Here is a 19,465-nt window from a genome sequence, read left to right as displayed (position 1 = left end):
ATCGACCTGGGTGGCCGACACCTTAAGGACCGCATTCGCGGGTACGGACACCACCAGGCTGTGGGCGAAGAAGTAATTGGTCCTCACGGCCCGCACCTGGGTCCACTCCGAGGCCGCGGTCTTCCCCAGGGCTCCGGGGTTTTCTCCGGAAACGGCCTTGGAAGCGGGTAGCTCTTCAGGCATGACCGGATATCCGTACCGGAACCTGAGATCGCGCAAAGCCGATTTAATCTTCGCCGGATCCTTTTCCCCGGATTTAATGGCATAGGCTTCCTTCGCAAAAGCCGGATCCTTGGGAGCCTGTATGGCTTCAGGGGATACCTCGTTAGCCGTCGGGGATATGTTTTCGGTTCGATTGCATGCATTAAGGGCCAAGCCCAAAGCTAAGGGCAGAAAAGTGCCAATACGTAAAGGTCGCATGGTGTACTCCATTCTTGCGGGATGACTTTATCCTGGATGCCTGCTCAGCGCCTTAGGTTAGATTCGGATGCAGAGGGATTTGTAGCATTAAAATAGGGGACCGAGACGCTGGCTGCGTCCATCGGTGGGATCAATTCTTTCGTCTTTACCTGCGCAATCGACCGGGTTTCAAATCCTTTCGGCCCGGTGTTCATTGCTATGCTTTGGTTGGAATTCCGCGAGGCGAGCGGTAATTCCTGGTCGACGGACGAGTAACTGATTGCGTTCACCCAAGGCGATAATGATTAGGAGGCCTGCCCATGGCGATTTCCGCTCTCGACGAAAACGGCAAATCCGTGGATTGGTGGTTCGCCTATAAGGTTCCCCATATCGTCGGGGCCGGTCCGGGATCGGCCGTCGGCTACGAGTACGTCTATTATGATCCGAACCTCGGCCGGGTGGTAACTTCGCCGCATACCATGACCATGGACAAGGGCGCTTTGAGAGGGACGCTGGATTCCGTATTCAATTCCGCTTCGGAAAATACCGGCTGGGTCCTCTACAATGATGAAAGGCCGGACGCATCGAAAAATCATCCGGATCAGAATGACGACGGCAGCCTCGGGCATTCCAAAGGGATCTTGGCCTTCGACATCGCCAGCAAGACCGCGTTCTGGTTACTGCACTCGTGGCCCAAATTCGTGATGCCGGGGACGAAGTCCATGCCCGTACCGGATTACGGCCAAACCTATCTTTGCGTTTCCCTGGATTTGGGTACCGCCAGGGCGATCGCGGCGATCATGGTCGATCATCAAGAGCCGCAGGTATACGCGTCCCGTTTGCCTAAATCCCTAAGCGATGCCGATCCGCTGCGAAAGTTGATCCAAGCGAACAACGCCAACACTAAGGGCGATTCCCATGTGTTGGATTTCAAATCCCGCGGCGGGAAGCTCTTCAAGATGATCGCCAAGAACCGGCATTGGGGAGGCGACTTTTGGAATCAATTGGTCGGCCCGGCCTTGGGGGTTTGCATCGACGTCGAGTCCTGGATCCGCGGGACGGTTCCCGACCACAAGGACAGCAATGCCCCGGGCGCCTTGAACCTGCTCGGAAACCGGAAAACCTTCGACGTCACCGAAATCGATCTCACTCCGCTGGGTACGCCGTGGAAGTGGCCGGAATCCAAGGATCATGCGAAATGGGGGATCAGCGTGGAGCCCGAGTGGGTCTGCGTGGGCGACATCAATCGCATGATCTCCCAGCAAAAGCGCGGCGGCGGGGCCATCGCCTTCCAAGAGCCTGCCCTTTGGGCCGCCTTAAGGAAAACGTTTCCCGCGAAAGTGGATAACGGCTATTCCAGTTTCCCGAAGCCGCCGCCGCTTTCGGCAGCGACGACCGTTTCGTCGACCTTCCATGCCGATCCGGTTATTGGGAAAAAACCGTCGGGAAAGAAATAGGTGAACGGATTCGCCGGCGAAGGAGAGGTCGCCTAAAGCAATATCCGCCGGCTGAACTCTTGATTTCCCGCCTTCACCCGGACCAAGTACACGGTGGATTGCCTTAGGTTCGCGAAAGAATATTCCCGGCTTCCATCACCCGATTGTTCGCCCCGGCGATGGCCGGCAAGATCGAATACCTGCACGATCTCCTTTCCTACCGCATTCACCCTGATCTTTAAAACGCCATTCTCGTTCCGGGCATCCGGAAGCCCGTAGGCATTCGACGTCAAGGAACGAATGGATACCGGTTCCTGCATCAATCCGGCTGCCCACCGGATGGATTGCCAGAAGAAGCCTTTAGTCATAAGCGTATGGGAGGTATCCGAATATACGACGCCATCGGCGGTTACGGCTCCGGCGGCGGAGTCGATGGGGGCGTGGTTGGCGCTCGTGCCATCCCAGGCCCCTAGGTCGTGTCCTCGTTCACTGTAAATGAAGCGTCCCGAATTCCCATCCGCATCCGGAGGTAGGTGGTAAGCCCAGGCCACCGGGTGGTCCGGGCCCATGCCACCAGTCGCGGGAACGGTGTAGGTGGCCTCATCGACCGTCAATAATATGTCCGCGCTGGAACGCGGATTAACGGTGAGGGAGTACCATTCATCCGGGTATATGAAGTTGGTATGCAGCGGGGGGTAGCAAGCCCGTAGCGAATCATATTCCGGCTTGAGGGAATTCAGTACTCCATTCGTTTTAAGGGTATCCCATTGAACTTTGGTAGACGCATCCGAGGCCGCGCCCCAGGTGGAATGCTCGGTGAATTTCGTTCCGCCGTACACCGAATCCCGGAGCCAAGGCCAGGTATCATTGTGATCCATGGCCCCGGTGATTCCCACCAGGCCGCCGCCGTGCTTCATCCAGCGCTCGAATGCATGCTGGGCGCCGCTGTCTCCGATGGCCCCGTTCCCGCCTATGCGGGTACTGCCGTTGAAGACGATGACATCATAAGTGCTGAGGCTATCGTCCCGGAACACCGAGTCGATATCCAACTGGGTGGGCGGTATCTTTACCGTGAACCCATACATCGGGCCCAAGTAAAGTTTGATATAGTTCGACGTGTAATTAACTTGAGTCGTCCGGATAAACCCGCCCGATCCGGTCTCGTTAATCACCATCACTTTTTTCAATTGATAGGTTCTCGCATGGACGCTTCCGAAAGCGAGGAGCGGAATTCCGATACCGAGAAGTAAGCGCGATTTTCCGAGGAACATGGATTCCCCCTTTATCCCGAATATACGCCGGAAAACGATTTAATGCTCCAGGATGCCCATTTCGTTGCGGAATGAATTCTGAAAATCCGGCCCGGATATCCGGCATCGTTGTTCCGTAAATCGGGACAAATGCGGCGTTTTGATCGGGCATGCGGGACATAAATTGCGGAGACTATCCCGAAATCAGGGGGCCGATATGTCCATGAAAAAATGCTACGGCCATGCCATCCCGATACTATGCGGGCTCACGGCATTCGCGATCGACACGGCCTACGGATCCGGCCAACTAGGCGTCAACATCAATTTGGCCGAGCAAGGCGGCACCTTCGTGGACATGGTCAAGGAGAATTACCGCTGGTCCTCGACCACGGGATCAGACCTGACCGCGGCCCAGGTGGACTCCAATGGCTGGCCCAAGGTGGACGCGCAATTCCTGATGGACTTCCGGCCCGCGGCGGAATGGGCCGGGCAAATCGACGATCCGGAAGTTTATCGCTTGGATCTTTCCGGAACTTATAAATGCGCGTTCACGGGAAAAGCCTCCGTGGCCGGTACATCGGGCGGCACGGTCCAAAACGCGGCCTACGATTCGATCGGCAACGTCTCCAATTTCGATTTCGTGGTGACGGGAACTTCCGGCGCGAATTACGGATTCCTGCAATTGAAGTTCACCAACACGCGGCGCGCGGCGCAAAGCGCTACGGGCAGCGGCATCACGGGATTCCGGATGTACCGTCCCGGTTACCCCCTGAATACTTCCAAGACCTTCACCGACGCCTTCCTATCCGCCCTGCGCGGCGCGAATTTTTCCGCCATCCGTTTCATGGACTTCCTGGCCTCGAACGATCGCGAGCCGGCTTATCCCGCGGTCCTGGAATGGGCCCAACGGAAAACCCGGCAGGACGCATCCCAGGCGCCCTTACCGGTGTTGGGCCGCAATGAAGGCGGGGCCTGGGAATACGTGGCGCAAATCGCCAACGAGTCCAAGCGGGACGCCTGGATCAATGTCCCGGTTTCCGCGACGACGGACTATGTGCAACATTTGGCGGCCCTGCTGAAGGACAGCCTCGATCCTTCTCTGAATATCTACGTGGAAAGCGGGAACGAAGTCTGGAACAGCGGCTTCATCCAACAGGCGTACAATCTGGCGCAAGCCAAGGCCAAAGGCATCGATGAGCAGAACAATCATGCCCGGAGGACGATAGAGTTGGCGCAGATTTTCCAAGGCGTATTCGGGTCCGCCGCTATGAACCATCGCGTACGGGTGGTGTTGTGCAGCCATGCGCCCATGCTCAAATGGTGGGTGGAACCCATGTTGCAATACATCCAGAAGACCTTCGGGGCGCCGGCGGATTACCTCTACGCCATCGCCTGCCAGGGATATTTCGACCTTCCCGCCACGGCGGGGCAAGGCGTCCCGGCCATACTCGCCGCGGCCAAGACCAGCATCACCGGGCAAATCGACGAAACCGGCGGCGTGAACGAGGCCGGGCGCATGCAATGGATCGCGAAGGCGAAAGCCTGGAATCTGCCGGGCGGTTTCCTGATATACGAGGGCGGCCCTTCCGAGGCCATCGGGGATACGACCAACGTGGCCCGCAGGATCATGGCCGAGAGGGATTCGGGCATGGGCGAGTTGCTGAAATACAATTACGGCGCCGCGTTCTTGGATCTGGGCGGAACCTTGGCGATGCAGTTCACCTTGAGCAGCGGCTATACGCGATATGGCTGCTGGGGCCTTACCGACGACATCAACAACCCCAACCGGAATTTCAAATACCGGGCGATGCAATCCTTGGTGGGGACTTCTAATGGCGTGAAGGGAAGGAAAAAACCGGCGCCCATCCGAACGGAATGGCGTTGGCCGTTCCTCGGGCCGGACGGGAGGGACGTGTTGGGTAAACAAAGGGCGGAACCCCTACCCCATGCATTGATCTATTACTTTCCTTGATGCCGCTCCGCGTTCTCTCTGCGACCGGTTCTTGAATCCCTAAAGCATGATGCGCTGGGTATACGTCTTCCGGGAAGATTTCACTTCCACGAAATAAATGCCGGGGCGGCGCAGATTCGCGAATGAATACTCCGCATCGCCTCGCCCGGATCGATGCGCGACGCTTTTGCCGGCCAGGGTGAACACCTGGACATCGTGGCCCCCCGGCCCTTGTACCCGCACGTTCAAGACTCCGTGCGAATTCCGGGATTGCATGAGACCGGGTGAACTCGCGTCACGGACATGGACGGAAACGGCATTGATCCGCAACCCGGCCGCCCATTGGAGGCAGGGCCAAAGGCTACCTTTGGTCATGAGGGTGTGGGAAGTGTCGGAAAAAACCGTCTCGCCTTCCTGGATCGCGCCTTCGCCCACCGTCATGGGAGCATGATTGGAACTCGTGCCGTCCCAGGCTCCCAAATCGTGACCGCGGGCGTTATAAATGAAGCGTCCCTGATTTCCCAGGCTATCCGGGGGCAGAGGGTACGCCCACATGATGGGGTGGCCAATGCCCATGGCCGAGCCCTGCGGAACGGCATAGGTGTTTTCGTCGATGGTCATTAAGATATCGGCAATCGGACGGACGTCGGGAGAGAAGGAACTCCAGCCATCCGGATAGGTGAATCGGGTTTTAGGGAAGCAGGCGCGAATGGAATCATATTCGGGTTTTCGCGCGCGTACCGCGCCATCCGTTTCTAAGGTGTCCCATTGAACCATCGTATGGTGATCCGCGCCCCAAGCGGACCATTGGGTGAAAATGGTGCGGTTAAGCAAGGAATCCCGGAGCCAGGGCCAGGTATTGTTGTGATCCGTAAAGTCGTGGATCGCGAAGCAACCGCCCCCGGCTTTGATCCAGCGCTGGAAAGCATGCTGGGCGCCCGTATCCCCTACGGCTCCGAAGCCGCCAATCCGGCTGCCCCCGTTGAATACGACCACATCGTAGGTTTTGAGGCTGTCGTCGCGCAGCACGGAATCGATTTGCGCCTGCGTGTTCGCGGAGCGGCTCTCGAAACCATATTTGGGGCCTAGGTAGGATTTGAAATAATCATCGGTGAATTTGATTTGACTTGCGTGCATATACCCGCCCGACCCGGTCGCATTGATGACCAAAATCTTTTTCAACTGGTAGGTGCGCGCATGCCCACTACCCAAGGCCAGGGCAGCCAACACGACATACGGAATAGGATTCAAGGTGTATCGCATCATGGTATTCCGCCTCGTTACAAAGGTAACGCGAAAAGCGGCAATCCACGTAGGCAATCCGGATTATGTCCGGAAATGCGGCTAAATCAGGGGTTACACCTTCTTTAATGGTGTTTTTAGTTCGTATCCTCGAACTTCGAATCGACCTGGATGATGTTCGAGGTTCCGCCCTCTTCGATGCTTTGTTCGGAAACCAAGGTCAGCACCGCGTTGCGGTTGAACTCACGCAGATCGTTCGACCCCAGGTTGCACATGGTGGCCCGCAATTTCTCCAAGGTCACAGCCAGCACCTCGTTCACCGATCCCACCACCGGAACGTAGCCGTCCACGCCTTCCTCGAAATGCATCTTGGCGCCGGCTCCCTCGCTATAGCGTTGCCAGTTGCGCGCCCGATTGCTGCCTTCGCCCCAGTAGGGCTTGTACATGCGCCCCTTGATGGAAACCTTGGGGGTGGGGCTCTCGCCGGTCATGGCGAAGTAACGCCCCATCATCACGAAGTCGGCGCCCATGGCCAGGGCGATGATGATCTGGGTGTCGTTGGCTAGGCCTCCGTCCGAACAGATGGGCACGTAGATTCCGCTTTCCTGGAAATACCGATCGCGGGCCTGCACCACTTCCATCAAGGCCGAGGCCTGGCCCCGGCCGATGCCTTTCTGCTCCCGGGTGATGCAGATCGATCCGCCGCCGATGCCGACCTTCACGAAGTCGAGCTTCGCCTCCTTGACCAGATAATCGAAGCCCTCGGCCGAAACCACGTTCCCGCCGCCGATGACGATGGCATCCCCGTACTTCTCGCGCGCCCACAGGGCCGCATCCCTTTGGAATTCCGAAAAGCCGTCCGAGGAATCGAAGGAGACGACGTCCACGCCGGCTTCGACCAGGGCGGGCAGGCGCTCCTTGAAATCGTGGGTATTGACGCCCGCCGCGGCGACCAGGCGCTTGCGCGCATCCAGGAGTTCGAGCGGATTGTTGATGTGATCGACGTAATCCTTCTTGAAAACCAAGGAGTTGAGGCGGCCATCGGCCTCGAGGATGGGAAGGGCCTCCTTCTTGTGCTTATAGAGCAGGTGGTTGGCCTCCTTGAGGGTGATGCCCACCGTCCCGTGGATGACTTTCTCCCTCGGGGTCATATGGCCCTGGACCTTGGAAGTGAGATCATCTTCGAATTCCCAGAAGTCCTTGTCGGTGATAATGCCCATGAACCTGCCGGTGCTGGTGCCATCGTCGGTGACCGCCACGGTGGAATGACCGGTCCGCTCCATGAGTTCGAGCAATTCGCTTAAGGATGCGCCGGGCTTAACGTTGGAATCGCTGCGCACGAACCCTGCCTTATGGGACTTGATCTTGGCGATCATGGCGGCCTGCGCCTCGATGGTCTGGGAGCAGAAGACGAAAGCGACCCCGCCCTGGCGGGCCAAGGCGACTCCCATGTCCGTCCCGGAAACCGCCTGCATGCTTGCCGATACGACGGGGATGTTCACGCTGAGGCGGCTGGTCTCGCCCGCTTTGAAGCGCGCGATGGGGGCAGCCAGGGAAACGTTGCGGGGAATGTTATCGCGGCGGGTGAGCCGGGGAATCAGGAGGTATTCGGAGAAAGTGCGGGAGAGGTCGTCTAGTATTTTGGCCATGCCCAAATTTAGTAACGCGATATTTGGTTTGTCAGGCCGTGGATTGGGGGTCGGGCGGGGACGGGGCTTTGGGCCGGTTTGGCGCTCTGTGCTGGGTCTCGCCGGCGCGGGTCTGGGTTCCGGTTCGGCTATTCGCTTTCGAATCTTCGGGTCCATGCGCAGCTTGGGGAAGGGGACGCCCGCGCAGTAAAAGGGGGTCGATCGGAGGGGTGGCGCGAGCTTCCACTAATCTGATTCCAGCCCCTTCCCCAAGCTGCGACGCTCATAACTCACCGGACCCCAGACCCGCTCCGGCGGCCCCTGCCCCGCGCGGTGGTGACCGGCCCGGAGACCCGGCCCTGCCGGATTTGGCCCCCTGCTGCCAACCCAAAACGCGAGCGGGCAAGCGGCCGATTCGGGTATAGCGCTTTTCCCGGGAGAGCGGAAAAAAGGGATGGGTTGGCGTTTCGGGTTGGCGTTTCGGGTTGGTGCTACGGGTTGGAATTGTGGTTTTGGACGGGGTTTTTTCAGCTGTGAAAAATTTAGTTGGATAACTAACTTAGAATCAGGATGATGAGTGGGACCGCAGACTTTGGAGGAATCGGGTTCATATGCTGAAGGCGGATAAGTGGCGTAGCCTGACGGTGGCTGCGGGGCAGTTGTTCCATCGGCAGGGATATGAGCAGACGAGTTTGGCGGATATCGCTTCGGCCGCGAATGTTCCCTTGGGGAACGTGTACTACTACTTCAGGACCCGGGATGAATTGCTCAAGGCGGTGGTGGAAGAGCGCTTGAAGGCCTCGCGGGCGAAGCGGACCGCGCTGGAGGCGCTGGCCTCCCCCCGGGAGCGCTTACTTGCCTTGGTCGCCGGCTTCGAAGAAGGGGTAGAGGATCTCACTGCCTACGGTTGCCCCATGGGCAGCTTATGCCAGGAGACGAACAAGCAGGGCGGCGAGACCGCCACCGAGGCGGCAGTTCCGCTCCGGGACCTATTGGAATGGGTCATGATGCAATTCCGCGCCATGGGTTTTCGCGAAAAGGAAGCCAGGGAGCACGCCGCCCGCCTCATTGGCGCGCGGCAGGGTTCGACCTTGCTCGCCAATACCTTCAAGGATCCCAATTACATCCGGATGGAAATCATCAGGCTGAAAGAGTGGCTGAGCGCGTTGCCGGCACCAAAGGAAAGGAAGAAGTCATGATCAGGATTGGGATCAACGGGTTCGGGCGCATTGGCAGGATGGTGTTCCGCGCCGCCGCGCGGCGCGATGACGTGGAAATCGTAGGCATCAACGATGTGCTGGAAGTGGCGCATCTGGCCTATATGTTGAAATACGATTCCGTGCACGGCCGCTTCGGCGGGGAGATCCGGACCGAGCCCGGTAAACTCTGGATCGACGGCCGGGCGGTACGGGTCACGGCTGAAAAAGATCCGACCCAACTGGCATGGGATAAGGTAGGCGCGGATTTGGTGGTGGAGTCGACGGGCATCTTCCTGAACTCGGCGGCGATGGAAAGCCATCTGAAGGCGGGGGCGGGCAAGGTGATCCTCTCCGCGCCGGCCAACGACGACACCCCGATGTTCGTATCCGGCGTCAACGACCAGCTCTACGCGGGCCAGCGCATCGTCTCCACGGGCTCTTGCACCACGAATTGCCTCGCGCCTTTGGCCAAGGTGGTGCATCAGAGCTTTGGCATCAAGCGCGGACTTATGACTACGGTGCATGCGACTACGGCCACGCAGAAAACCGTGGACGGCCCTTCGGGCAAGGAGTGGCGCTTCGGCCGCGGCATCCTGGACAACATCATTCCCGCCTCGACCGGCGCGGCCAAGGCCATCGGCAAGGTCATCCCGGAATTGAACGGCAGGCTTACGGGCATGGCCTTCCGGGTGCCGGTCTCGGACGTTTCCGTGGTCGACCTTACTTGCGAACTGGAGCGGGGGGCCAAGTACGAGGAGATTTGCGCGGCCATGCGCGCGGCGGCGGAAGGGCCGATGAAGGGGGTCTTGAAGTATACGGAGGATCTGATTGTTTCGGGGGATGTGCGGGGGGAGTCTTGTACGTCGGTGTTCGATGCGAAGGCGGGGATGCGGTTGGATGATACCTTCGTGAAGTTGATCTCGTGGTACGACAACGAATGGGGTTTCTCCTGCAAGATCCTGGATGTCGCTAAGAAGATGGTTTCCGCGTAGAGGTGGGTCGGGCCGGTGCGGGAGTCCGTGCGGACTCGAACTGTTCGCTTTCTGGGCTTCGCGGTCTGTTCGCGGCTCGGGGAAGGGATGCCCACGCATTTGAAGAGCGCGGGCGTTCGATTCCCTGGATCCGCCCCCTTCCCCGAGCCGCGGCGCTCACAACTCGCCCGCGCGGACGCCCGCCCCGGCCAGCTCCGCCCGTCCGCGAGAGCCTCTGCTTGCGCAAGCCCGGAGCTGGCCTCGAAAGAACGGCGGGAGGGAAGGAAAAGCGGGAGGAAGGAAAAGCGGAAGAGAAGAAGTGGGGCGGGAAGACGGGTGGGATTGGAAGGGGATCGGGGTTGGGCGGGGGATGTGGACTTTGGGAATATCTTCGGGGGCTGGGCTGTTGAGGATACCTTCGGGAGGAGGGGCCTTTGGGGGATGCCTTCGGGGAAGACTTGGTCTTTCGAGGATACCTTCGGGGGGAGGGCAGATCGGTGGGTAGAGCTTCGGAGGGGGCTGGGCCTTTGTGGATACCTTCGGTAGGGGGGCTGATCTGTTGAGGATAGATTCGGTGAGGGCCCGTCGATGCTGGGGCATCGACGGGGGGGTCTAAGCGTGAGGTGGGGGCTTAGTGGGCGTTGGCGCCGGCTTTGGGGGCGCCGACTTTGGCCTGGAGGCCTTGGCGGTAATCGTGGACTCGCTTCCAGCCGGCTTCGGGGATGACGGCGCCTAGGACTTGGACCACTTCGCTGCCGACTTTGCAGCCTAGGCGGGCGGCATCGTCGAGGCCGAGGCCTTGGGTCAGGCCGTAGACGAAGCCGGACGCCCAGAGATCGCCAGCGCCGGTGGTGTCGATGGCCTTCACGAGGTGGGCTTCAACTTTATGGCGCGCCTTGCCCTGCGCGAGCATAACACCATGTTTGCCCAGTTTAACGGCGGCGGTGTGCACTTTCCCGGCCAGGATTTCCAGGGATTCGGATTCGGCCATTCCGGTATAGGCTTTGGCTTCGTCCTCGTTGGCGAGCACCACGTCGACCTGGGGCAGGACCTGGTCGAGGAAATCGCGGCACACTTCGACGACCTGATAAGAGCCTAGATCGAGCACGATTTTGGACTTGGCCTGCTTGGCCACTTCCAGGATGCGTTCAACGACAGGGCGGTTGAAGAGCAGGTAGCCTTCCAGGTAAACGATGCCGGCATCGGCGAAATCAGCGGCGACCACGTCTTCCGGGCCAAGTTGGGTGGAGGCGCCAAGATAGGTGAACATAGTGCGTTGGGTATCCGGCGTAACCACCGAAAGAACGCGGCCGGTGGCCATTTCCGATTGGCGGATGCGGTGATCCACGCCCGCTTTCCCTAATCCTTCCAGGAAGACCTTCCCTAATTCGTCCTTACCCAGCCGTCCGATCATACGGGCCTTTCCGCCCAGATTGCCGATTCCGACCATGGTATTGCACGCCGAGCCGCCTGGCACCACTTTGAGTGGTGCCTTCGTGGATTTCAGGGCGGATTCGATGGCAGGGAGCTCCACCAAGGTCATGCCTCCTTTGGGCGAACCCATGGCGGCCACGAAGGGATCGGCCTCCTCGATGAGCAAATCCACCAATGCCGCGCCCACGCCTACTACATAACGACCCCGTACCGATTCCATGCACCCTCTCCTGCGCGGCGGACGCGCGATTTCTTTGGCAACGAAAGCGTGAAAATTAGAAAATCGACAGTCCTGAATCGGCTTTCGGGAATTCGGGCCGTTCTGACACAACTCAGAGCACGAATCCGTCCAATCGGAGTTGTACCAAGCGGTACACGGGCAACAGGATATATTAGAATATGCCGAAGAACCCGCCCCGGCGACGCCATCCATCCGACCCATCTCCGGGGGTTTCGGCTTTAAGAAAGGTTCCCTTGTTGGGAGATCTCGCACCTGCCCGCCGTGCGCCTTTGGCCGCAGCGCTTTTTTGCCTGGGGATGGCGGTTCTGTCCGCGCCCTCAATGGCGAAAGCCCAGTCTTCGCTTCCGGGTAGCAGCGATGCCCAAGGCGACGACGGGAATCGCGCGGCCATCCTGGAGCTGACCGACACCGCGCTCATCGCGAGCGCATGGCACGCATTGTTCGCGGATTCGTCCCAGCCGCCGACCGGGGAATACGTCGCCTTGATTCCTTCCGCCCCTGGGGGTTCCGATGGGTTCCGCCCGGCTTCCACCGTACATCTGATCAGGAATGGAACCGAGCTAGGCCATTTCGATCGCGCGACTTGGGATGACATCCTTCTCCGGGCATCGGCGGGTCGCCGGAAGTGGGCCGCGGCCCTGGAAGGGCCGGAAAAACAAGACGTGCCTTTGGCATGGGAGGCGGGCAAGTGGGATGGGCTGGCCCTCCTGGAAAAGGCCGAGTGGCCGGGCGGATTCGTTTTCGGAATCGGTTCGACCTTCAGCGCGGTGCGCTCCTCCAAGCCCCAATACCAGCGGGATTTCGAGTTCGCCTGGAACCAGAAACTATTCACCCATTTCCTGCTGGGCGCGTCCCTGCACCGATCCCAGTTCGGCGGCGGCCTCACGCGTATCGGCCAGGAAGTCGCCGATACGGCCGGGGGCAAACTCGCGCCGCTGTCTTATAACCCCTTCTGGGGCGACGGGTACTGGTGGTGGACGTTCTCCGTGGGCGTGCCCGCCTTGCGCTACACCTTGGCCCTCGCCGATCAACCCCTGCCGCGTTATTTCTGGATGGAATCGCGCTCTACCGACGCCATCCGGACGCATTCCCAGGGCCGCCTGGTTTCCCAATGGAAGGGAGACAAACTGGAAAGCTCCGGCAATCTTTCCCAATCCGTGGACGCGCGTTTCGGGATCCTACGCTACGGGATATTGTTCGACTTCGACGCCTATCGCGTGCCGGTGCAGACGGTGGGATGCGAGGATTTGCCCGCCCTCTTCGGAACCTGGGGGGCGGGCTTGATCCTCGCGTCGGACGTATTGGCCACCCGCGCCTGGCTCGATATTCCCGACGCGGCCTTGAGCCTGGACGTCCCGCGCGATTGGCCGACCCATGTGCGCATCGCCTTCCTACGATTGGAATTCGACTACCGCAACCAAAAGAGCTTCAGCCTGGGGCTTTCGGTGCGGCTGAATATCCAGAATCCGATCATGAATCTTCCCAGAACCCGGTCCTGAACCTTCCCGGAGCGCGAGCATGAATACGACTATCCCCCTCAAGCTGTCCGAAGACCCGTTGCAACAGGCCCGTCGCGCCCTGGTACGCATCCGCAGGCTGGCCCGCAATTCCTCCTTCGTGCCGATCCCGGTGATCGGCCTGGCCGCGCTGGGTTTCTCCATGTACGAGAAGCATTGGTATCTCAACCCTTTCCTCGCCCTCATCTTCGCCCTGTTCGTGGTCGGCCAGGTGTTGGCCGTGCTGCAACTGCGGCGCGTGCTGGCGGGCGTCCGCAGTACGGGTAAGTCCATCCAAATCCTGGCGGAGTCCGGGGACGAGCCGGACCTTACGCTCCTGCGCCAACGCTTGCTCGACGCCGCGCCCCCGGGGCACATGCGGGATCTGCTCCTGCGCTGGATCGAACTCGGGCTGCGCGGGGAAGTGGGCGGATCGGAATCCTTGCTCAACAACGCCTGGGATCGGCGCTCGCACTTGGACAATAGCACCATCTCCGTGCACGTTTCGATGAACCGCACCACCCTCAAGTTGGGCTTCCTGGGCACCCTGTACGGCCTTATCCTTACCTTCCCGCCCATGCAGCGCGCGGTGCTGGGCTTGGCGGACAGCGAAGGCGAGTTGCGCTTCATCAAGGACATCTCCAGCGCCATCGACGGTGATCAGTTCGCCATCGCCGCCACCTTGGGCGCCACCATGCTTTCCATCCTGATCGAGCTGGTGACGATCCAGATCCTGGAACGCGCCCTGAGCGGTTTCGATTTGGTGAATAGCCACATCAACGATTGGAACCTGACGCGCCTGCAGCCATGGGTGCGCAAGCGCTACGGGCCCACCTCCCGCGCCAAGCAGGCGGTGGAAGCGCAGGTCGCGCTGGAAGTGAAGATGAGCCAGGCCCATGCGGAGATCGATCGCAACCTGGGCCGCGCCCTGGAGGCCATCGCCCGCACGACCAAGCAATTGGATCAGCTGGCCATGGTGCAAGCGGCCGTGGGCCGTCGCATCGCTGAATTGGTGGACTACGAAAAGCAGTACCGCGGATTCATCGAGGCCAAAAGCGCGGCCGTGGCCCCGCCCGGCCACCAGCCTTCGCATATCGAAAGCGGGCGGCTGGAGACGAGCCACATCGATACCGCCGCCCTGGAGGAAGGGCTGTGAGCCGATTCCGCGGGGGCCGGGGCGTGGCCCGGGCCGAAATGGGCGAAGCCATCTCGTTCGAAGACGTGCTCACCGTGCTCACCGTTTTGCTGCTGTTGCGCATGGTTTTTATGGTTCCCCTGGTGAACCTGGACAAGGCCAAGACCATCTCGGCGCGCACCGATAAATATTGGTCGAAGCAGGCGCTCTACGTCCTTTCGCATCCCGGGGACACGTCCAAGGTAGTCCCCTATCGCAGCGCCTTCGGCTTGAAAGGCAAGATCGGGTCGCTGACCGAAGGCGATGCCCCCAAGACCCTTTACCTGGAAGCGTCGTCCCCCGACAGCGATCTCACCGTGGTGCGCCATGACTTAGGGGACGGCCGCTTCATCGCCATGAACGTCGCCGGCCGCGGGCATTCCCTGAGCTTCCGCCGCGGCACCCTCATCTGGAGCCAAGAGGAGAACGAATGGTTCCCCGCCTCGGACAGCGTGGATTACGGAACCCGGAAGGAAAGCCAGGTGATGGAAAAGGAGTTCCGCGATTGGACCAAGGCGCGGCGGGGATATTGAGGGGATGATCCGGATTTTCCTGCCCATTTTTATGGTCATTCTCCTGGCCGGCCCGGCGCGGGCCAGGAACGGGGGGGAGCCCCTCAACCACTACTCCCTCAGCGCATTGCAGGACAGCGCCATCGGCGCCAAGCTGATGGGAAGGTTCAAAGCCAAGGGGCAGCCGGTATTCCTCATCCACGATCCCAGCATCGGCCTGGCCCAAGGCGATATCATGCGCTTCCAGGACAAAGCCGTACTGGTGGACGCGGACGTATGGCAGACCTTGCAGGACGAAGGGGCGCTGGGCCGGTTGAAGGTCGCCCCCCTGGTCCGCGTGCAGGCCAAGGCCGCCGTATCCACCTGGGAGACCCGTGCCAAGCTCGTGACCGGGGATCGGGAAAAGAAGGCGTATAAGTTCGGCGCCGAACTGCTCAAGATCCTGGAAGAAACCTTCGGCGGCATCCCTTCGCGCGAGCAGATGGTCCTGGTTTTCGACGGAGCGAGCCTGGTGCTGATGGCTCCCGACGAATTCATGGATGAATTGAAGTACGCCGCGGTGCGCCGCATTCCCGCCACGGGCCGGCCGCAAATGCTAACGCCTCCGCCGGAACGGATATTCGCCGGGCAACCCTTCCGCTGGCAGGCTTGGGCCGCCGATCCCTCCGAGCCCTCCGCCGCTTTGCGCTATTCCCTGTCCGGTGAATTGCCCAAAGGCCTGGCCTGGGACGCCTCCACCCACGCCCTTCAGGGCACTCCCAGCGAACCCGGCCAATGGCGCCTGATCGCCGAGGCGCGCAACGGCTCGGGCGGGAGCGACACCCTCGGATTCATCCTCATGGTGCGCGCCAACTCCGCCCCCGAATTGGCGCGGGGACCTAAACCGGTCGCCGTCGCCGGGCAGATTTGGACCTACCGGGCCCAGGCCGTGGATTCCGATCATGCCAGCGGTGACATCCGCGTTACCCCCGTGAAAATGCCCGCGGGCATGGCGTTCGATTCCTCATCCGGGTCCTTCAGCTGGTCCCCCGGCGAAGACGATGCCGGCAAGACGGAGGAATTCTCCTTGAGCCTCCAGGATCCATTGGGAGGCAAATTCGATACCGCCTTCGCCATCAAGGTCATTCCGGCCGCCGGCATGCTTTGGAGCGAAGGCATCCGTCCCGCCTTGCCCTGGGATACCTTGCGGCAAGGCAAGACCTATACCTGGGAAGCGGGGGCTTCGGCGATGGCGTGGGCGCAGCAAGGGATTTCCCTGCTGGAAGTGACCGGATCCGATTCCACCGGCTTCCGCGACGGCTCGTTGGTTTTAGCGCCGAGACGGGCGGGGACGCATACCCTCACCTTCGCTTTCGATGTGCAAGGCAAGCGGCTGGAGACGAAGGTGGAGCTGCCGGTGAAGCCCGACTTGGCGCCGCTCTTCGCCAGCGAGATAGGCGTGTGGCGGCTGCGCGTCGGGGAAGCCGCCAGTTATCGCCCGGTGGCGGTCGATCCGGAAGGCGATCCGGTGGGCTTGTCCGCCCAGGCGGCCGACGGGCGTTTATCGTGGGATGGGACTCGCTTGAACCTCGATGCCTCGACCCCGGGCCTCTACGCGGCCCAGGTGACGGCATCCGATCCCGCCGGGCATATCGCGAACCAATGGGTCGCCTTCAAGGTGGAACCCGCCGAGCGCCCGACCGCTTGGATCCTGGAAAACCGCATCGAGGCCGGTCTCTCCAGTTGGTTCGTGACGGCCGATTTCGGGACCGGACGCCTCGGCTTCTTCACTCCTTCCATCAACCGCCTCGGGGTAACGGGACCCAGCGGGGCCCGGTCCTGGCCTTACCTGACCTTCGGCGGCAACCTGATGGGGCGCGAAGCCGAGGCCCATGGCCGCCGGATCTGGGCGGACGCCGGCATTACCTTCCGCATGCCCGATTCCAAAGTCGTCACCGGCGGCATCATGGGGCGTCTGCTGGGGGAATGGACCTTTCCGGGCCAGGCCCTGGGCCGTATCGAATTCGAGATGGAAGGCCACGTCAATCAAGCCGTGGTGGTGGCCGATACCTCCAAGTTGCAAGTGATCTACGGGGACGCCATCTTGCAATTCTCGGAAGACTTCAACGATCTCATCCGCGGCATCATCCGCGAGGCCACGGCCCGGGACAACATGGTGCTCTACACTCGCCTGGAAGCCTGGAGCCGCCTGGGAGCGGGCGTGTGGGCCGGGCCGGGAATCTGGCGCGAAGAGATCCCCAACGCGAACCGTTATCGTCAAATCGTGGGAGGAGGGGTGCGTTTCCAGGCCCGCCTGGACGAGGCTCTGGCCATCAACAGCTTGCGCATGGGTTGGGGCAGCGGGGCGGGCTGGACCTTGTACTGGACCGGCCGCCTCTCCATCCACTCCCCGTTCTGAATTCTCTTTATTGCCTTTTGCGGTACTCGTCGAGGGAAATCACTTTCCCCTTCTGCTTCCGCTTGAGTTCGCTGGCCTTCTCGAGCAGATCCTTTTCTTCCTTGGTTAGGGAACCCATTCCGGTCAGGGAAATCTTCTTAAGTATCGGATCGATATCTACCATCAATTGGCCTACTTCCTCTTCCGACTGGCGGACGGCGCGTTGGGCGCGCTCGGTCTTGCGGTTCTTCCAGCGCGTGAGGGCCATGGCCCCGCGATTCTCGAAGGTGAAATAAAGCCAAGCGTATAACGCGCCGCCCAGATGGGTCATATGCGCGATGCGATCGTTGGAGGTGATGGAAATCAGCTCGACGGCGCCGAAAATCAGCACGGCGTAGCGGGCCTGCACGGGAAACAGGAAGAGGATGAGGAATTGCTGGGTGGGAAAGAACTTGGCGAAGGCGAACATCAATCCGAAGATGGCCCCGCTGGCCCCGATCACCGTGGTATCCTTGCCGGTTACGGTATAGAAGATCAGCGAGCACAAGCCGGAGAAGACGCCCGTGGAGAGATAGAACCACCAGAATTTGCGCTCCCCCATGACCTCCACCAACGGCGTGCCGAACATCCACAAGAGCAGCATGTTGATGAGGATGTGGAGATAGGGCGGGTTGAGGTCATGGACGAACAGGTAGGTCGCCAGGCGCCACACTTGCCAGTCATGCAAGGTCAGGTAGGGATTGAGCGAAAGCCATTGGAAGACGTATTGCCCGGGCACGAACTTGTCCACCAGGAACAAGGCCACGTTGGCGATCAGGAGAATCCGGATCGCGCGCGGCAAGGTACCCGATGGTGTGAAGCCGTAGCTCATGGCTGCCTATTCAGTGCGTATCCCAATGCGTATTCCCAATCCCTATTCCATTTTCCAAATACCGCGGCGCGAAATCGACCGCCAGTTTCAGGCCTTCCGTCGGGGAGCTTTGGTTTTTTTCGCCCCGGGCCCGGCTTTTGGGGATGAAGGCTTCCTCCCCCCGTTCACCAAGGCATGCGGAGCGCCCAGCTTCTCGCGCAATTTTTCATCCACCACCGAAGGCACGAATTCGGAGACGGGGCCCCCCAGGGCAGCGATCTCACGGATGACGCTGGAATTCAGGTAGGTGTATTGCTCGCTCGGCATGAGGTATACCGTTTCGCAATTGGCGTCCAGCTTCTTGTTCATCAAGGCCATCTGGAATTCGTATTCGAAATCGCTGACGGCGCGCAGGCCCCGGATGACCACTTCGGCCCCGAAGCGCCGCAAGCAGTCCACGGTCAATCCCTCGAAAGAGGAAACATGGACGTTTTTCAGGCCGGACGTGCAAGAGCGGATCAGCTCCTGCCGCTCATCGAGGGAGAACAAGGTGTTCTTGCGAACGTTCACGGCCACCACGACATGGACCTCATCGAACAGGTGAGCGGCCCGGCTTAGGATGTCCAGATGCCCATTGGTGATGGGGTCGAACGTTCCCGGGTATATGGCTATGGCCACGCCTGCCCTTTCGATCAAAATACCGTTCTAACGGTATACGCGGTAAATATACTACGGAAAAAAGGCCAAGCTCGAATCGCCGTATTTTTTGAGCTTGGAAGCGCGCCCGATCCATGCGGGAGGGTTGCGGGTAGGATACTGGATGATGGCGATTCCGCCTGATGTAAGCAATCCGAGGACGTCTTCCTCGAGTCCGGAGAAATCGTCCTGGAAGGGGGGATCGGCGAAGATGTAGGGGAAAGTACGCCCCTCGGCGCGCATGCGTCGGCACCAGGCCCGGGCCTCCTCCTTGACGGGAATGGCGAGATCAGCCTCTTCTCCCAGCACCGCCCGGCAGTTCGCCTTCAACAGAGTCCAGGATTGGGGATGCTTCTCCACCAAATGCGCCGATGACGCTCCGCGGCTCAGGGCTTCCAAACCGACGGCCCCCGATCCGGCGTATAAATCCACGAATGCCTCGCCCGCAAGCGCCTCGCCGATCGAGCTGAACATGGCCTCGCGCACCTTGCCCGAGGTGGGACGTATGAGGGAAGCCCGCGTGTCGGTTTGGAGCTTACGGCCCTTGAAGCGGCCGCCCATGATGATCACCGCCATGGCAGGCGGTCGTCCGCATGCGAGATCGGCATG

Annotated in this window: 16 protein-coding genes; 8 read left to right on the top strand and 8 right to left on the bottom strand. The window is 60.5% G+C overall.

Features of this window, described 5'->3' with window-relative positions; all coding sequences use genetic code 11:
• A partial coding sequence (locus tag JF616_13330; GenBank protein ID MBW8888733.1) for a hypothetical protein occupies window positions 1–183 on the bottom strand: 183 nt, incomplete at its 3' end.
• A gap of 536 nt (window positions 184–719) precedes the next feature.
• On the opposite strand from JF616_13330, the gene JF616_13325 reads away from it, so the two are divergent.
• A complete protein-coding gene (locus JF616_13325) occupies window positions 720–1,856 on the top strand; it encodes a deoxyribonuclease II family protein (protein MBW8888732.1) in 1,137 nt (378 codons plus the stop codon).
• A gap of 32 nt (window positions 1,857–1,888) precedes the next feature.
• On the opposite strand, the gene JF616_13320 is transcribed toward JF616_13325, so the two are convergent.
• Window positions 1,889–3,013, bottom strand: a complete 1,125-nt coding sequence (locus JF616_13320; protein MBW8888731.1) for a ThuA domain-containing protein — start codon at window positions 3,011–3,013, stop codon at window positions 1,889–1,891.
• Between the two features lie 289 nt (window positions 3,014–3,302).
• Between JF616_13320 and JF616_13315 the strand changes: the two genes are divergently transcribed.
• Window positions 3,303–5,057, top strand: a complete 1,755-nt coding sequence (locus tag JF616_13315; protein MBW8888730.1) for a hypothetical protein — start codon at window positions 3,303–3,305, stop codon at window positions 5,055–5,057.
• A 39-nt stretch (window positions 5,058–5,096) separates the two neighbouring features.
• Here the strand turns inward: JF616_13315 and JF616_13310 are convergent, their stop codons facing one another.
• Both JF616_13310 and JF616_13305 read right to left on the bottom strand, forming a co-directional pair.
• Window positions 5,097–6,302, bottom strand: coding sequence for a ThuA domain-containing protein (locus tag JF616_13310; GenBank protein ID MBW8888729.1), 1,206 nt, complete (start codon window positions 6,300–6,302; stop codon window positions 5,097–5,099).
• A gap of 113 nt (window positions 6,303–6,415) precedes the next feature.
• Complete coding sequence (locus JF616_13305) at window positions 6,416–7,927, bottom strand: IMP dehydrogenase (GenBank protein ID MBW8888728.1); 1,512 nt, start codon at window positions 7,925–7,927, stop codon at window positions 6,416–6,418.
• Between the two features lie 590 nt (window positions 7,928–8,517).
• On the opposite strand from JF616_13305, the gene JF616_13300 reads away from it, so the two are divergent.
• Window positions 8,518–9,105 carry a TetR/AcrR family transcriptional regulator gene (locus tag JF616_13300; protein MBW8888727.1) on the top strand — a complete coding sequence of 196 codons (588 nt, stop codon included), beginning with the start codon at window positions 8,518–8,520 and terminating at the stop codon, window positions 9,103–9,105.
• Window positions 9,102–10,097, top strand: a complete 996-nt coding sequence (gene gap / locus JF616_13295) for a type I glyceraldehyde-3-phosphate dehydrogenase (protein MBW8888726.1) — start codon at window positions 9,102–9,104, stop codon at window positions 10,095–10,097. Before JF616_13300 ends, gap begins: the two co-directional genes overlap by 4 nt.
• A gap of 610 nt (window positions 10,098–10,707) precedes the next feature.
• Here the strand turns inward: gap and JF616_13290 are convergent.
• Window positions 10,708–11,730: an adenosine kinase gene (locus tag JF616_13290; GenBank protein ID MBW8888725.1), complete on the bottom strand. Its 1,023-nt coding sequence runs from the start codon at window positions 11,728–11,730 to the stop codon at window positions 10,708–10,710.
• A gap of 341 nt (window positions 11,731–12,071) precedes the next feature.
• Between JF616_13290 and JF616_13285 the strand changes: the two genes are divergently transcribed.
• The 4 genes from JF616_13285 to JF616_13270 are packed head-to-tail and all read left to right on the top strand — an operon-like array spanning window position 12,072 to window position 17,331.
• Complete coding sequence (locus JF616_13285; GenBank protein MBW8888724.1) at window positions 12,072–13,250, top strand: hypothetical protein; 1,179 nt, start codon at window positions 12,072–12,074, stop codon at window positions 13,248–13,250.
• A 19-nt stretch (window positions 13,251–13,269) separates the two neighbouring features.
• Window positions 13,270–14,403 (top strand): hypothetical protein, encoded by a 1,134-nt coding sequence (locus tag JF616_13280; protein MBW8888723.1) that lies wholly within the window; start codon window positions 13,270–13,272, stop codon window positions 14,401–14,403.
• Window positions 14,400–14,954 carry a hypothetical protein gene (locus JF616_13275; protein MBW8888722.1) on the top strand — a complete coding sequence of 185 codons (555 nt, stop codon included), beginning with the start codon at window positions 14,400–14,402 and terminating at the stop codon, window positions 14,952–14,954. The genes JF616_13280 and JF616_13275 overlap by 4 nt, the downstream gene beginning before the upstream one ends.
• 4 nt (window positions 14,955–14,958) lie before the next feature.
• Window positions 14,959–17,331 carry a hypothetical protein gene (locus JF616_13270; GenBank protein ID MBW8888721.1) on the top strand — a complete coding sequence of 791 codons (2,373 nt, stop codon included), beginning with the start codon at window positions 14,959–14,961 and terminating at the stop codon, window positions 17,329–17,331.
• A gap of 7 nt (window positions 17,332–17,338) precedes the next feature.
• On the opposite strand, the gene JF616_13265 is transcribed toward JF616_13270, so the two are convergent.
• From JF616_13265 to JF616_13255, 3 genes are all read right to left on the bottom strand, one after another.
• Window positions 17,339–18,181 carry a rhomboid family intramembrane serine protease gene (locus JF616_13265; protein ID MBW8888720.1) on the bottom strand — a complete coding sequence of 281 codons (843 nt, stop codon included), beginning with the start codon at window positions 18,179–18,181 and terminating at the stop codon, window positions 17,339–17,341.
• Window positions 18,182–18,268: 87 nt separating this feature from the next.
• The gene (gene coaD / locus JF616_13260; GenBank protein MBW8888719.1) at window positions 18,269–18,838 is read right to left on the bottom strand and encodes a pantetheine-phosphate adenylyltransferase; all 570 of its coding nucleotides are present in this window, start codon (window positions 18,836–18,838) and stop codon (window positions 18,269–18,271) included.
• A 51-nt stretch (window positions 18,839–18,889) separates the two neighbouring features.
• Window positions 18,890–19,432, bottom strand: a complete 543-nt coding sequence (locus tag JF616_13255; GenBank protein MBW8888718.1) for an RsmD family RNA methyltransferase — start codon at window positions 19,430–19,432, stop codon at window positions 18,890–18,892.
• Window positions 19,433–19,465: the final 33 nt, after the last annotated feature.

It is taken from the genome of Fibrobacterota bacterium, from assembly GCA_019509785.1.
Classification (GTDB): Bacteria; Fibrobacterota; Fibrobacteria; order UBA11236; family UBA11236; genus Chersky-265.
The sequence above is the reverse complement of the archived record's forward strand: the minus strand, read 5'-3'. Positions and strand labels throughout refer to the sequence as shown.

Coding starts and splice junctions, on each gene's coding strand:
- JF616_13325 (MBW8888732.1), top strand. CDS start 720: ATGGCGATTTCCGCTCTCGACGAAAACGGCAAATCCGTGGATTGGTGG.
- JF616_13315 (MBW8888730.1), top strand. CDS start 3,303: ATGTCCATGAAAAAATGCTACGGCCATGCCATCCCGATACTATGCGGG.
- JF616_13310 (MBW8888729.1), bottom strand. CDS start 6,302: ATGATGCGATACACCTTGAATCCTATTCCGTATGTCGTGTTGGCTGCC.
- JF616_13305 (MBW8888728.1), bottom strand. CDS start 7,927: ATGGCCAAAATACTAGACGACCTCTCCCGCACTTTCTCCGAATACCTC.
- JF616_13300 (MBW8888727.1), top strand. CDS start 8,518: ATGCTGAAGGCGGATAAGTGGCGTAGCCTGACGGTGGCTGCGGGGCAG.
- gap (MBW8888726.1), top strand. CDS start 9,102: ATGATCAGGATTGGGATCAACGGGTTCGGGCGCATTGGCAGGATGGTG.
- JF616_13290 (MBW8888725.1), bottom strand. CDS start 11,730: ATGGAATCGGTACGGGGTCGTTATGTAGTAGGCGTGGGCGCGGCATTG.
- JF616_13285 (MBW8888724.1), top strand. CDS start 12,072: ATGGCGAAAGCCCAGTCTTCGCTTCCGGGTAGCAGCGATGCCCAAGGC.
- JF616_13280 (MBW8888723.1), top strand. CDS start 13,270: ATGAATACGACTATCCCCCTCAAGCTGTCCGAAGACCCGTTGCAACAG.
- JF616_13270 (MBW8888721.1), top strand. CDS start 14,959: ATGATCCGGATTTTCCTGCCCATTTTTATGGTCATTCTCCTGGCCGGC.
- JF616_13265 (MBW8888720.1), bottom strand. CDS start 18,181: ATGAGCTACGGCTTCACACCATCGGGTACCTTGCCGCGCGCGATCCGG.
- JF616_13255 (MBW8888718.1), bottom strand. CDS start 19,432: ATGGCGGTGATCATCATGGGCGGCCGCTTCAAGGGCCGTAAGCTCCAA.